Below are 13,934 nucleotides of genomic sequence, written 5' to 3' on the forward strand. Positions count from 1 at the left end.
ATCCCACGCACCGAACGCCACATTGGGTGCGTCACATGCACCCAATGCCACATTGGGGCGCTACCCCCACCACCAGCCGCAGCCGGTGCACCCAACGAGCGAGGCACCCAGCCCCTCCCCCGCACCCCGATACGAAGCTCCCCTGCGGTCGGTGGGTGCTTGTCAAGGCATCTTTCCCGCCTTGACAAGCACCCACCGACCGTCAGCACAATCAAGCTTCGGGGTGCCCCACGCACACCCGAACCAATGTCGCCCCCAGGCGACGAGGTAGGGCTATCCCCCGCCCCACCACACAGGCCACCCCGCTACCCGCCACTCATACAACCGGGCAAACTCACCAAGGTGACCACCACCAAGCAACCCCACCCAGGTCACCTAACCCCTGCCCAACTCCGCCACCTCTGGCCAGCAACCCCCCGCCAGACCCTGACCGAAGCAACCTGGATAGCCACAACCGGCCTGCTCCCACTGCTCTCCGTAGTCATCCTCCTGGCAGCGACAACCCTCGGCCTAGCCCTAACCCCGGTCTTCCTAGGCCTCCTAATCCTCACCACAGTCCTGAAAACCGCCAATCTCCTAGGCAGCCTCCACCGCCGCCTAGCCGCCAAACTCCTCAACCTCCCCCTCCCGCCCCCACCGAGAACCACCCTCAAACCCGGCCTCTGGAACTGGCTAACGGCCCGCCTCTCCGACCGAACAGCCTGGCGCTCCGTCGCCTACCTCCTGGTCCGCCTCCCCGCCGCCCTCCTGGCCCTCCTGGGCACCGGCACCCTCGGCTTCTACGGCTTGGCCTCCTTCACCTACCCCTTCACCTGGCTCCTCGAGACCAGGCCCGGCCACGGCCTCCCGGTCTTCAACATCCAGAGCGACAACTGGATCGGCTCGCTGGTCTGGTGCGTCTCCGGCATCCTGATCCTGGCCGTCTGGCCCGCCGTGGTGCACCTCGTCGCCGGAGCGGACCGCCTCCTCCTCCGTCTGCTGGTAGCCGACCCAAGCCTGCGCGAACGTGTCCGTTTCCTCGAAGAAACCCGCGCCACCGCGCTGGACGAAGCAGCGGAACAACTCCGCCGCATCGAACGCGACCTCCACGACGGCGCCCAAGCCCAGCTGGTCGCCATGGCCATGAAACTGGGACTGGCAAAGGAAGAACTAGCCACCGACCAGGTCAACCTCGACCAGATCCGCACCCTGGTCGACGCCGCGCACAGCAACGCCAAACAAGCCCTCACCGAATTGCGCGACCTGGCCCGCGGCATCCACCCCGCGGCACTGGACAAAGGCCTGAGCCTCGCACTGTCCACATTGGCCAGTTCCGCCGATTTCTCCGCGAAAGTCACCGTGGAACTGAGCCGCCGTCCGCCACCGTCGCTGGAAACGATCGTCTACTTCGCCGCCGCCGAACTCATGACCAACGCGTCCAAACACGGCGCCGGACGCTGCACCGTCCTGGTCGAAGACCGCGAAGACGTCCTGCGCCTGACCGTAATCGACCACGGCTCCGGCGGCGCCGCGATCATCCCCGGCGGCGGACTGTCCGGCATCGCCGAACGCCTCCGCCCAGCCGACGGAGAACTGACCGTGTCGAGCCCGCCCGGCGGCCCGACCGTCGTCACCGCCACGCTCCCGCTGCCCCGCTAAACTCGGTGAAATGAGGGGGAAACCGTGCGGATCGTGATCGCGGAGGACTCGGCCATTCTGCGTCAGGGTCTCGTCGAATTGCTGGGCCTGCGCGGCCACGAGGTAGCGGCGGCGGTGAAGAACGCCGACGACCTCCGCGCCGCCGTCCGCGAGCACCGGCCCGATGTGTCCATTGTGGACATCCGGATGCCGCCGACCCACACCGACGAAGGCCTGCGCGCGGCGATCGACCTGCGCGCCGAACGGCCTGGCTGCGCGATTCTGGTGTTCTCGCAGTACGTCGAGACCAACTACGCCAAGCAACTCCTCGCCGGGGAAGCAGGCGCGGTCGGCTACCTGCTGAAGGACCGCGTCGCCGAGGTGTCGGACTTCCTCACCGCGCTGGAACGCGTAGCCGCTGGCGAGACGGTGCTCGATCCGGAAGTCGTCCGCCAGCTGTTCGCGACCACCGGCCAGGCTGGTCCGCTCGCCGAGCTGACGCCGCGCGAACGCGAGATCCTCGGGCTGATGGCGCAGGGCCGGTCGAACTCGGCGATCGCGGCGGAGGCGTTCCTGTCCGCGGGCTCGGTCGAGAAGTACGTGACGAGCATCTTCGGCAAGCTGGGCCTGCCGCCGTCGGACGGGCACAACCGGCGCGTCCTCGCCGTGCTCCGCTACCTCGATTCCTGACGCCTACCCTGACGGTATGTACTCCACCGAGATCGAAGTGCACACCGGCAACACAGCGGTCGTGCACAACCTGACCCGGGAGGCCGAGAGGTTCCTGCGCGACGCCGACGCCACCGACGGCCTGCTGCACGTGTGGGTGCCGCATGCGACGGCCGGGCTCGCGGTGCTGGAAACCGGCGCGGGCAGCGACGACGACCTCCTCGCCGCGCTCGACGATCTGCTCCCCCGCGACAACCGCTGGCGCCACCAGCACGGCACCGGCGGACACGGCCGCGACCACGTGCTCCCGGCGTTCCTCCCGCCGTACGCGACCGTGCCGGTGCTCGGCGGCGTGCTGCTGCTCGGCACCTGGCAGTCGGTGTGTTTGGTGGACACGAACGTCGACAACCCCGTCCGCCGGGTCCGCTTCAGCTACCTCACCGGCTGAGCCCGCCGTAGCATCGCGGACGTGACAGCCATTCGCACGCACCGGCTGGTGCTCTGGGACATCGACCACACGCTCGTCGACTACACCGGGCTGGGCATCGGCTGGTACGGTGCCGCGCTCGCCGCCGCGACCGGCACGGAGTTCCGCACGCCGCCGAATTTCGGCGGCCGGACCGAACGCGCGATCACGGCCGACGTGTTGGCGATGCACGGGATCGAGCCGGACGAGGAAACCATCCAGCGGATGTGGCGGGAGCTGATCGCGGCCGTCGAACGCGCCCGGGAAACGCTGCCCGAGGAAGGCCGGGCGCTCGACGGCGCTGCGGCCGTGCTCGCTGACTTCGCCGGCCGCGAGGGAGTCGTGCAGAGCCTCATCACCGGGAACCTGCCGGAGATCTCGCTGCACAAACTCGCCGCGCTCGGTCTCGACGAACATCTCGATCTGGAGATCGGCGGCTACGGTTCGCTTTCGGCCCGCCGCGCGGATCTCGTCCCGCACGCCGTCAAAGCGGCGGAAACGAAGCATGGCACGGAATTTCCTGCTGAATCCGTAGTAATCCTCGGCGACACTCCGCACGACATCGAGGCCGCGCTCGAATACGGCGCGGTAGCGATCGGCGTTGCTACCGGCCGGTTTTCCGCCGAACAACTGACCGGAGCCGGTGCGCACACGGTTTTGCCGAATCTCGCCGACCTTTCCGCCGTCCGCGCGGCAGTGCTCGGAACGCCGTGAGGCAAGCGACCGGAATCACTCGTTCGGGCGGCTTTCGGCGTCAACCCCTACTCCGGGTCGGAGGCACCGCTTACTAGCCGAACGCCAGCCCCTTTCCGCTGGTGAGAGCGTTGCCGCACACCGCGGGTCAGTCTTGGGACCAGGGTCGGGTCCCCCTGGGGTAGCAGTCCCTTAGGGGGAGAAGTAGGTCCGACGGCCGATGACCGCTTAAGATCGCCGCGCCAAACTTTCCCCATGACGATCGCACAGGGGGGAACCGGCCTCACGGCCGGAGAGGCACGCGGGCGGCTAGCAGTGCTGTGGCACCGGATTCCGTTCACGACGACCGTGGTGCTCGCCATCTTGATCGTGGGGGTCGCGACCGGTTCGCTCTGGCACGCCGCCGAGCACCAGCACGCTTTCCACTATTACGCCTACGGCCTTCCCTCGCTCGAACACGGACGCTGGTGGACGCTGTTCACCGGCCCGTTCTACGCCCTGCGCCCCTGGTTCTACCTGCCGATGGCGGGCAGTTTCGCGCTGATGGCCGGATTCGCCGAATGGCACCTCGGCACCCGGCGGGCGATGGCGGTGACCATCGGCGGGCAATTGGTGTCGACGGTCGTGGCGGTGCAGTTCCTCGAGCTTTCCCGCAATTCCGGCTGGGCCTGGGCCGATCGTATCGCCGGCACGCTCGACGTCGGCTTCTCCGGCGGTGCGCTCGCCGCGATCGCCATCACCAGCGCGACCCTGCGGACGCCGTGGCGGCTGCGCCTGCGAGCCGGGCTGTGCGTGTACGCCGGGGTGGCGATCGTCTATGTCGGCACGCTCGCCGATCTCGTGCATTTCTTCGCACTCGTTCTCGCGCTTCCGCTGGGCCGACGCCTCGCCGGGCCCGCCGCGCGCAACGCCAACAAGCCGTCGCTGCGCGAATGGCGACTGCTCGCGTCGGCCGGGCTGGTGCTGCTGGTCGTCGCCGAAGTGGTGATGTGGCTGGTGCCCGGCGACGGACCGTTCGGCTCGTCCGACTCGATCTCGATGTCCGGCAACGAACTCATCCCGCTGTGCCTGATCGCGGTGCCGATCCTCAACGGGCTGCGCCGGGGTTCGCGGTTCGCCTGGCGGTGCGCGATCACGCTGTGCGTGCTCGCCGCGTCGCAGATGGCGGTGCTGGCCGGGGTCGTCGCGATCACGCAGGTCGTCCGGCAGGAAGCCGAACTCAGCAACCCGCCGCTGTTCATTGTGGACAATCTCTTGTGGGGCGTGGAACTGGTGCTGCTGATCTCCGCGCGGCGCGCGTTCCGCGTGCCCTCGCGGCGCAGGCGGCGCAAGCTGTTCCGCGGCGGTCCGGACCCGGCCTTCGCCCGGCTTCTGCTGGGCCGCAACGGCGGCAGCACCATCTCGTGGATGACGACGTGGCCGCAGAACACCTACTTCGTCGCCTCCGACGGTGCTTCGTACCTGGCCTACCAGCGGCACGCCGGCGTCGCGGTGGCGCTCGGCGACCCGGTCGCGCCGGACGGGACGAGCGACCGCACGCTGCGGGAATTCGCCGCGATGTGCGAGAACACCGGGCTCGTGCCGTGCGTTTTCTCGGCGACCGCGGGAACCGCCGCGCAGACCGCGAAACTGGGCTGGCAGCACGTGCAGGTCGCCGAGGACACGTTGGTGGACTTGGAAAACCTCGAATTCCGCGGCAAGGCCTGGCAGGACGTGCGGACCGCGCTGAACCGCGCGAAGAAGGACGGGATCGAGTTCCGGCTCGTGCGGCTGGCCGAGCAGCCGTGGTCGATCCGCGACCAGGTGCGCGCGCTGTCCGAGGAGTGGATCTGCGACAAGGGCCTGCCGGAAATGGGCTTCACGCTCGGCGGCGTGGACCAGGCGATGGACCCGGCGACCCGGGTCGGCCTCGCGGTCGACGCCGACGGCACGGTGCACGGCGTGACGTCGTGGCTGCCGGTGCACACCGGCGACGGCGAGGTCGGCGGCTGGACGCTCGACGTGATGCGCCGCCGCACCGGCGGATTCCGGCCGGTGATGGAGTTCCTGATCGCCTCGGCCTGCCTGGCGTTCCGCGAGGAGGGCGCGCAGTTCGTGTCGCTCTCGGGCGCGCCGCTGGTCCGCAGCAACGACAGCACGCCGCGGCAGATGGTCGACCGGATGCTGGACGCGCTGGGCTCGATGATGGAGCCGTACTACGGATTCCGTTCCCTGCACGCGTTCAAGGCGAAGTTCCAGCCGCGGCACGAGCCGCTGTACCTCGCTTACCGCGACGAGGCCGATCTGCCGCGGATCGGGATCGCGCTCGGCCGCGCGTATCTGCCGAACGCCGGGCTGATGGACTTCGCGAAGCTGGCGCTGCGCCGTCAGCGCGTGGTCGGCGGCGGCGTGGTCGTGGACCGGTCCGCGGCCGGGACGCCGCGGTAACTGTGCAGAATCCGGACGAGGTCGTCCCGGGACGCGGAGCCCGGGCGGCCTTGTTCGGAATACGCGACCAGCACGGCCGACTTTTCGCCGGCGGTGAGCGCGAGCGCCCCGACCAGCGCGCTCTTTGGCTGGCACGGCGCGTTGCTCGGGGCGACCTCGGCAACCACGAGCGTGCCCTCGCGGCTTTCGTTCTCGATCTTGACTTCGGTTTTCTCCGGAGCACCAGGCGTCACCTTCGCGGCCGGAGCGCCTTCGCCGGTGTACGCGCTGACGCCCAGGTCGGTGACGGCCTTACGGGCGGCTTCAGCGGCGTCACTGGTCTTCTCGGTGGTGAAACCCGAGCCGCCGATCTGGCCGACCGGATCTTCCTTGCAGCTGCCCTTGCCGAGGAACGCGCTGGTGGACAGGTTGATGCCGGGCGATCCGGCGACCGGGTCCCAGCCGTGCAGCGTGGTCGGAGCCGGTTCCCAGGACGGCGGCACGTCGTACGCGTAACTGCCGTCCTTGCCCGCCACTGACTGCCAACCCGCGACCACCGGCGGCACGACGACACGGGGGTCCGGCTGGTACGTGTACGGGGCGCGCGGAGTGTCGTCCGTGCTGGCGGAATGGCGGCTGTTGGCGGAGAAGACGTTGTAGCCGAACACCCCGATCAGGATGACGATCGGGACCGCCTTGACCAGGCGGAGATTGGTCTTGCGGGGCGTCCCTCGCCGCAACTGCGCCGGGGTGAGGGACTGCCGCATCGGGTCGGCCCGCGGCTCCGGGGCTGGTTCGGACGGCGCCGGGTCCGGTTTCCCGTACCCGGCGCTCGGGAACTTCGGCGCGTCGGACGGCTCGTACCCGCCGAAGCCGCTCAGCGCGGCGTTGTCCCGGTACCCGCCGTCGTCGCGGCGTTTGCGCCCGAACCAGCCCACCGGCTTCAGCCGCGGACGAGCTTCGCGAGGTGGTCGACGACCGAGTCGACGGCGATTTCCTCGCGTTCGCCGGTGCGCCGGTCCTTGACCTCGACCAGCCCGTTCGCGAGGCCACGGCCGACGACGAGGATCGTCGGGACGCCGACCAGCTCCGCGTCGGCGAACTTCACGCCCGGGGTGGCCTTGCGGTCGTCGAGGATGATTTCGAGGCCGGCGGCGTCGAGTTCGGCGGCGATCTTCTCCGCGCCCTCGCGCACCGTCTCGTCCTTGCCCGCGATGACCACGTGCACGTCGAACGGCGACACCTCGCGCGGCCACACGAGGCCCTGCTCGTCGTGGTTCTGCTCGGCGAGCACGGCGACCAGGCGGGAGACGCCGACGCCGTAGGAGCCCATGGTGATGCGGACCGGCTTGGAGTCCGGGCCGAGCGCGTCGACCTCGAAGGCATCGGTGTACTTGCGGCCGAGCTGGAAGATGTGCCCGATCTCGATGCCGCGCGCGGCGACGAGCGTGCCGTGCCCGTCCGGCGACGCGTCGCCCTCGCGCACCTCGGCGGCCTCGATGGTGCCGTCCGGGGTGAAGTCGCGGCCCACGACCAGGTCGAGCACGTGGTGGTCGCGCTCGTCGGCGCCGGTCAGCCAGGCAGTGCCCTCGACCACGCGCGGGTCGACGAGGTAGCGGACCCCGTTCTCCTGCAACGCCTTCGGGCCGATGTAGCCCTTGACGAGGAACGGGTTCTTCGCGAAGTCGGCTTCTTCGAGCAGCTCCACCTCGGCGGGTTCGAGCGCGGCTTCGAGGCGCTTGAAGTCCACCTCGCGGTCGCCCGGGACGCCGATGCCGAGCAGCTCCCACTCCTTCGCGCCCGGCTGGCGCGTCTTGACCAGGACGTTCTTCAGCGTGTCCGCCGCGGTGAACTCGCGGCCGAGCCCGGCGGCGTTGAAGAACGCGACGAGGGTCTCGATGGTCGGCGTGTTCGGCGTGTGGTGGACCTGCGCCTCGGGCAGCCCCTCGAGCGGGCGGGCAGCGGGCGCGGGCGTGACGACCGCTTCGACGTTCGCCGCGTAGCCCGACTCGGTGCTGCGGACGAAGGTGTCCTCGCCGTTCTCCGCGACCGCCAGGAACTCCTCGGACGCCGAACCGCCCATCGCGCCGGACGTGGCGGACACGATGACGTACTCGATGCCGAGCCGGTCGAACAGCTTGATGTAGGCGTCCCGGTGCTTCTGGTACGAGCTGGCGAGGCCTTCATCGTCGAGGTCGAAGGAGTAGGAGTCCTTCATGACGAACTCGCGGCCGCGCAGGATGCCCGCGCGGGGACGCGCCTCGTCGCGGTACTTGGTCTGGATTTGGTAGAGCGTGACCGGGAAGTCCTTGTAGGAGCTGTACTCGCCCTTCACGGTGAGCGCGAACAGCTCCTCGTGGGTCGGGCCGAGGAGGTAGTCGGCTCCCTTGCGGTCCTTGAGGCGGAAGAGCGTGTCGCCGTACTCGGTCCAGCGGTTGGTGGCCTCGTAGGGTTCGCGGGGCAGCAGCGCGGGGAACTGGATCTCCTGCGCGCCGATCGCGTTCATCTCCTGGCGCACGGTCTCCTCGACCCGGCGCAGCACGCGCAGCCCGAGCGGCAGCCACGAGTAACCACCCGGGGCGACCCGGCGGACGTAGCCGGCGCGTACCAGCAGCCGGTGGCTGGGTACCTCGGCGTCCGCCGGATCCTCGCGCAGCGTGCGGAGGAACAACGACGACATCCTGGTGATCACTGGGAACTCCCTGCGCTGAGCGGGCCTTAGACGTTTCGCACAGAGTAGTCAACCCCCTGGCCGCGACGCATGCGGGTTATCGGCGGACGCCGTTTTTGTCGGTGGTCGCGGTTAGCGTGCGGGCATGGGTTTGGAAATGGGCATGATCACCGTCGACTGCGCCGAGCCGCAGCGCCTGGCGGAGTTCTGGACGGCGGCGTGGGCGTTGCTTCGGGCCCATCCGCGGCCGCCGGGCGTCCTCATGCGTCGAGCAGGGCCCGCTTGGCTCCGACGCCGGGGCTTGTAGCGCGTCGCCCTTGAGCCCGACCCGGGCCAGGGCTTCGGCGCACTGGAACTCGGTGTAGGTGCGCAGGCCGATGTTCACCCATTCGTCCCGCCGACACAGCCTCGAGGCTACGCAGAGACTGCGGTGCCGCCCCGCCGCCGGGGCTACAGCTACCGGCGGCGCTATTACGCCGAGCGGTATCGACCCGCTGCACCTGTTCGTTGAGGGGTTGGCGCATGACCCCGGCCGCACCCGCCCAGCACCACCAGTTCAGCAGGTGCGGGTGCGGTCTACCTGCGCGATATGTCGCGAGGAGGTGCCGCAGTCAGCGGCACGTTGCCACTGCGGTGAGCTCTTCTGCACGCCCCACGTGGACCGTTCACAAGCTTGCTGGGCCTGATGATGTATCCCGAGGACGCACAAGAACGCTGGCCGGGCCAATTCCGCCTCGACAACGCCGACCGCCGCCACGAATCGCCCGAGCAACCGCATCCCGGGCTGTGCCAGCACGAGCGATGCGCGTGGAAACACGAAAACGGAGCGTCTCGCCCCATCTGATCGCCCGGTCGCCGCACCCGATACCGGTGCGGCGACCGGGTTCCGACTCAGGCTCAGGCAGCGCCCTTCAGGTGCGTGACCAGAGCGTCGCCGACCTTCTTCGCGATCGGGCACGGGTCCGACTTGTTCGGCCCGCTGCTGATTCCGGTGATGATGGAGACGGCCAGCTGATCGGTGACGCCCACCCAGAGCTGGCACGACCCGTCTGACCGGGCGTCGTCAGTGGCAGCGAACAGGCCCGGGTAGTCGCTGACCTTCACCGGCTCGAAGTAGGCCTGCTTCGCCTTCTGGGCGTAAATGTCGCTGATGCCGCCCTTGTTCTGCGGCAGCGGTGCCAAGCTGATCGAATTCAACTCGTTCGACGAAGACTTCCAGCGGCACGATTTGGGCGGTCCGGAGGTCACTCGGCCACCGGTGAGCAGCCCGATCTGCGTCAGCTGGCTGTCGCTCAGTGCTGAGCACGGGTTGTCGATCAGCCCGTCCGTCTGCAGGGGCGCCGGAACGGCGAGCGACGAATCGCCGGCAGATGAGGACGATGGCGCCGAGGATGCCGGCGGGGCGTCAGGCGATCCTCCATTGCTGCACGCGGCGAGAAGCGCCGGTATGGCCAGCAACGAGAGCACGCCGGCGGATCGGTACGGCTTCCTGGACACTCAGACTCCTTGACCCTTGGCCGGGGCTTTGGCGGCGTCGGCAGCTTGCTGCTCCGCCACCGTTATCTTGTTTTTCGCAGCCCGCAGCGCCGTGATGAAGTTCACTGTGTAGTCAACCATCGCCTTGTGCTGCTGCTTCAACGACTCCCCGGACGGCCCGGCACCCTGCTTGACGTAGAGGTTGCTCGCGGGTTCGTCACCCGGTGCCTGGACGTTGGCGATGCGCTCCGCGGAATCCAGGTCGTTTTTCAGGTCGTCCAGCAGGTCTTCCCACTGCTTGATGACCGAGTCGATCTCGTCCTCGCTGAACTTGTAGCCCCCGCCCTTGCCGTAGCTGCCGACCTGGATGGGCGGCACGGGCGGCAGTGGAATCGCACCGGAATCGGACATGGCTCGTAAGCCCCCCTCGTTTCATCACCGCACCACCCCGATGCGGCGAGATCAACATGTCGGATGCTAGCTCACCGCGCCCGGTTCCTCACAGAGACGGACGTCCGCGGGCCACGCTCGCTCACTACATGGCCTGGCTTGTCCACTGTCCGCTCGGACGGCCGGGACCACGCAGAGACGACGAAGAGCCCGCCCCCTCGGGTCGACGCCGGAATAACGAGAAGCCTTCGCCATTTGCACGCGATAGAGGCGCTGGACACAACTGGATGGAAGCCTCACGTCGCTTCCTGCTTCACGAGCAGCCACGCAAGACTGGTTTCGCGCCAGGGAATCTCTCCGCAGCAGACACTGCTAATACTCAAAGGGTCCACGAAACAGTCCGCACCAAGCGCACACTCGCCGAGCCGCGTCCAACCCCTACCAGCGGTCCCGTCGTACACCGCCCGACCGGTCAGTCGAGCGGCAAAACGTACCCGTAAACGCGCGCATCCGTCCGGTACCCGCACCGCTCGTACACCGCGAGCGCGCGATGAGTGTTGTCCACGTCCACCGACAGCGACGACCTCTCGAAGCCTGCCGCGCGACCGGCTTCGAGGGCGTGGGCCAGCAGGGCCGACGCCAGTCCTCGCCCGCGGGCCTCCGCCAGGGTCCCGACGTAGTTGACGTGCAGTTCCCGCACGCCGGTCGCCTGTGCGTCCGCCTCGAAGAACGACGACATCACGAACGCGACCACCCGGTCGCGCTCCGGGGAAAGGAGGAGGAACGACAAGTCCGGCTGGAAGTCCTTGCTGTCGCGGAACCGGTGCTTCCACTCGTCGGCCGAAAGCCACGTGCTGCCCCAGTGACCAGCAAACGCGGCATTGCGCGCGTCGAGAACCAAGGCGTCGTAGCGCTCTTCGCAGGCGACCAGCGGAAGGTCGTCCGGGAGCGGCGGTGCGGCGGGCAGCGAGGTGAGGTCGGCACGCATCTCCACGAAGGTGCGTTCCTGCTTGAACCCGCCGCGTTCGAGGAGCGAGAGGTACCAATGCTCGTTCTCGTGCGCACCGGCGTGGAGTTCGAGCTTCGCGTCCGGAAAGTGCTGCGCGTGGACGCTCCGCGCCGTGCGCACGAGCCACTCCGTCAGCACCGAAGCGACCTCGTCCGTCCGGTACTCCGGGTCGGTCAGCGCCGCCACGTGTGGCTGGTGCACTGGGTCAGCGGCGTCGCGCGGGATGACCAGGGCGTAGCTCACGAGACGCGAACCGTCCCACGCTCCGATGCTCGCGCCGGGCAGGTCGACCGACGGGCCCGACATTTCCTGGCGCACGTCACCCTCGTCCCAATGCTCACCGGTCCGGTCGGTTTCCTCCGCGACCGCGCAGAGCCGGGTGACGGCCTCGACGTCGGCGAGCGCGAGCGGGCGCCAGGTGAGTTCCATGCGGCCAGGGTAAGGAGCGGCACACGGCCGCCGCACCTGGATTACCGGGCGGTTACGCTCCGGGGGTGCTGGTGCTCCTCCCCCCTTCAGAAACCAAAGCCGACGGCGGCAAAGGCGCGCCGCTGGACCTGGACGCATTGTCGTTCCCAGAGCTGAACCCAGTGCGCGCCAAACTGGCCGACGCCCTGGTCGAACTCGCGGCGGACGTCCCCGCGAGCCTCGCCGCACTGGGCATCTCCGCACGCCAAGCGGACGAGGTCACCCGCAACGCCCAGCTCTGGACCTCCCCGACGATGCCCGCCCTGCGCCGCTACACCGGCGTCCTCTACGACGCACTAGACGTCAAAAGCTTCACCCGCGCCGGACTAGCGAAAGCACAACAACGTCTGGCCGTCACGTCGTCCTTGTTCGGCGTCGTAGCGGCAACCGACCCCATCCCCGCCTACCGCCTCTCCGGCGGCAACACGGTCCCCGCACTAGGAACCGTACGAGGCCTGTGGAAGCCAGTCCTGGAACCAGTGCTGCACAACGTAGAAGGCCTGCTGGTAGACCTCCGCTCCGGCACGTACGCAGCCTTCGCAAAGCTTCCGTCGGACGCAGTAACCGTCCGCGTAGTAACCGAAGACGCCAACGGCAACCGCACCACAGTCAGCCACTTCAACAAGGCCTACAAGGGAAAACTGGCAGCAGTACTAGCCACCTCACGCACCGAACCGTCCACTGTGGACCAGCTAGTACGCGTAATCACCAAAGCAGGCCTAACAGTAGAACGCACAGGCGACCACGCCCTAGAACTACTAACCGACTAACCACCAGCACCGACGCACCCAACGAGCGAGGCACCCAGCCCTCCCCCGCACCCCGATACGAAGCTCATCTGCGGTCGGTGGGTGCTTGTCAAGGCATCTTTCCCGCCTTGACAAGCACCCACCGACCGTCAGCACAATCAAACTTCGGGGTGCCCCACGCAACCACCCGGGCGCGATGTCGCCGCCAGGCGACGAGCCGAACACGATTCAAGAAAACCTCCCCACCCCGAACCCAGCCAGCAACTCCCCAGGAACATCCGCCCCCAAAACCAACTCCGCCACCAGCTTCCCGGCAAACGGCCCCAACGTAAGCCCAGCCGGCCCAAACCCAGTAGCCAAAAACAACCCAGGCGCCACCTGCCCCAACAACGGCAACCCGTCGGGCGAAACCGGCCGAAACCCCACCCGAGTCTCCACCAACCCCGCACTCCCCAACCCAGGCGCAACAGCCAACGCCTGCTCCAGCACTTCCCGCTGCCCAGCCGCGGTCACCCGATGGTCAAACCCGGCCCCGCTCTCCCGAGTAGCCCCAGCCACCACCCGACCACCGGGAAACGCCAGCAGGTAATGGCTGCTCCGAGGCAACACCACCGGCCACCCGGCAGTCTCCACCCCAGGCAGATCAAAGTGACTGATCTGCCCCCGCTGCGGCACAACCGGCACCGGCACCCCCAGCGCCTCAGCCACCTCCCCGGACCAAGCCCCAGCCGCAAGCACCACCGCGTCCCCGGAGAGTTCCTCCGCCCCAGCCCGCACCCGCAGCCCAGGCTCCAACGCAGCCTCAGCGGTCATGAACTCAACGCCCCGATCAATCGCCGCGGAGATCAGCGCACGCCGCAGCACCTGCCCGTCCACCCGCCCGGCACCCGACAAATGCACCGCAGCCAGTTCCGGTGCCAACGGCGGAAAAAGCTCTCGCGCCTGCCCGGCGTCAAGCCGCTCGACAACCCCAGCCTCCGGCGCATCCGCCGCCCGCCCGGCAAGCCGGTCATAAGCCTCAGTCAGCTCCCCTTCAGAAGCCGACACCACCATCCCGCCGACCACCTCATACGACGATTCGTGCCCAGCCTCGCTCAATTCGGCTGCCAAAGCCGGGTAATACCGCCCAGCAGCAGCCGCGAGCGGATAAACCGCTTCGTCCCAGGAAGACGTCCAAGGGCTGACGATCCCGGCGCCGGCATCGGTCGCCACCCCGGCCCGGTCCGCGTCCACCACGACGACGTCCGCTCCACGCAGCGCCAGGTGGTAAGCCGTCGAAGCCCCGCCGATTCCGCTGCCGATCACGATCACGCGCATGTC

The 13,934-nt window shown here is 68.5% G+C and carries 13 protein-coding genes; 6 read left to right on the forward strand and 7 right to left on the reverse strand.

Annotation, left to right across the window (positions count from 1 at the left end):
* Positions 1 to 246 precede the first annotated feature (246 nt).
* The 5 genes from WA670_RS43485 to WA670_RS43505 all read left to right on the forward strand — a co-directional run bounded on the left by WA670_RS43485 (position 247) and on the right by WA670_RS43505 (position 5,872).
* The gene (locus WA670_RS43485; RefSeq protein WP_078870814.1) at positions 247 to 1,638 is read left to right on the forward strand and encodes a sensor histidine kinase; all 1,392 of its coding nucleotides are present in this window, start codon (positions 247 to 249) and stop codon (positions 1,636 to 1,638) included.
* Between the two features lie 24 nt (positions 1,639 to 1,662).
* Entirely contained in the window at positions 1,663 to 2,307 is a 645-nt protein-coding gene (locus WA670_RS43490; protein ID WP_037820382.1) for a response regulator transcription factor, read from the forward strand.
* A gap of 16 nt (positions 2,308 to 2,323) precedes the next feature.
* Positions 2,324 to 2,734 carry a YjbQ family protein gene (locus WA670_RS43495; RefSeq protein WP_037820381.1) on the forward strand — a complete coding sequence of 137 codons (411 nt, stop codon included), beginning with the start codon at positions 2,324 to 2,326 and terminating at the stop codon, positions 2,732 to 2,734.
* A 30-nt stretch (positions 2,735 to 2,764) separates the two neighbouring features.
* A complete protein-coding gene (locus WA670_RS43500) occupies positions 2,765 to 3,466 on the forward strand; it encodes a haloacid dehalogenase-like hydrolase (protein ID WP_037820390.1) in 702 nt (233 codons plus the stop codon).
* Between the two features lie 234 nt (positions 3,467 to 3,700).
* Positions 3,701 to 5,872, forward strand: a complete 2,172-nt coding sequence (locus WA670_RS43505; protein ID WP_107051245.1) for a bifunctional lysylphosphatidylglycerol flippase/synthetase MprF — start codon at positions 3,701 to 3,703, stop codon at positions 5,870 to 5,872.
* Here the strand turns inward: WA670_RS43505 and WA670_RS43510 are convergent.
* The 6 genes from WA670_RS43510 to WA670_RS43535 all read right to left on the reverse strand — a co-directional run bounded on the left by WA670_RS43510 (position 5,812) and on the right by WA670_RS43535 (position 11,826).
* Positions 5,812 to 6,789 (reverse strand): hypothetical protein, encoded by a 978-nt coding sequence (locus tag WA670_RS43510; RefSeq protein WP_037820377.1) that lies wholly within the window; start codon positions 6,787 to 6,789, stop codon positions 5,812 to 5,814. The genes WA670_RS43505 and WA670_RS43510 overlap by 61 nt on opposite strands.
* Positions 6,790 to 6,794: 5 nt before the next feature.
* Positions 6,795 to 8,543 (reverse strand): proline--tRNA ligase, encoded by a 1,749-nt coding sequence (locus WA670_RS43515; RefSeq protein ID WP_238607739.1) that lies wholly within the window; start codon positions 8,541 to 8,543, stop codon positions 6,795 to 6,797.
* A 76-nt stretch (positions 8,544 to 8,619) separates the two neighbouring features.
* The gene (locus WA670_RS43520) at positions 8,620 to 8,907 is read right to left on the reverse strand and encodes a hypothetical protein (protein ID WP_336162015.1); all 288 of its coding nucleotides are present in this window, start codon (positions 8,905 to 8,907) and stop codon (positions 8,620 to 8,622) included.
* Positions 8,908 to 9,419: 512 nt separating this feature from the next.
* Positions 9,420 to 9,989: a DUF3558 domain-containing protein gene (locus tag WA670_RS43525; RefSeq protein ID WP_336162017.1), complete on the reverse strand. Its 570-nt coding sequence runs from the start codon at positions 9,987 to 9,989 to the stop codon at positions 9,420 to 9,422.
* 30 nt (positions 9,990 to 10,019) lie between these two features.
* Positions 10,020 to 10,409 (reverse strand): hypothetical protein, encoded by a 390-nt coding sequence (locus tag WA670_RS43530; protein ID WP_336162018.1) that lies wholly within the window; start codon positions 10,407 to 10,409, stop codon positions 10,020 to 10,022.
* Between the two features lie 451 nt (positions 10,410 to 10,860).
* Positions 10,861 to 11,826 carry a GNAT family N-acetyltransferase gene (locus WA670_RS43535; protein ID WP_336162020.1) on the reverse strand — a complete coding sequence of 322 codons (966 nt, stop codon included), beginning with the start codon at positions 11,824 to 11,826 and terminating at the stop codon, positions 10,861 to 10,863.
* A 65-nt stretch (positions 11,827 to 11,891) separates the two neighbouring features.
* On the opposite strand from WA670_RS43535, the gene yaaA reads away from it, so the two are divergent.
* Positions 11,892 to 12,635 (forward strand): peroxide stress protein YaaA, encoded by a 744-nt coding sequence (yaaA, locus tag WA670_RS43540; protein WP_238607742.1) that lies wholly within the window; start codon positions 11,892 to 11,894, stop codon positions 12,633 to 12,635.
* 207 nt (positions 12,636 to 12,842) lie between these two features.
* Here the strand turns inward: yaaA and WA670_RS43545 are convergent, their stop codons facing one another.
* Complete coding sequence (locus tag WA670_RS43545; protein ID WP_336162023.1) at positions 12,843 to 13,931, reverse strand: NAD(P)/FAD-dependent oxidoreductase; 1,089 nt, start codon at positions 13,929 to 13,931, stop codon at positions 12,843 to 12,845.
* Between the last annotated feature and the right edge of the window lie 3 nt (positions 13,932 to 13,934).

Origin of the sequence: Amycolatopsis sp. VC5-11, from assembly GCF_037034185.1 — a bacterium.
Classification (GTDB): Bacteria; Actinomycetota; Actinomycetes; order Mycobacteriales; family Pseudonocardiaceae; genus Amycolatopsis; species Amycolatopsis nivea.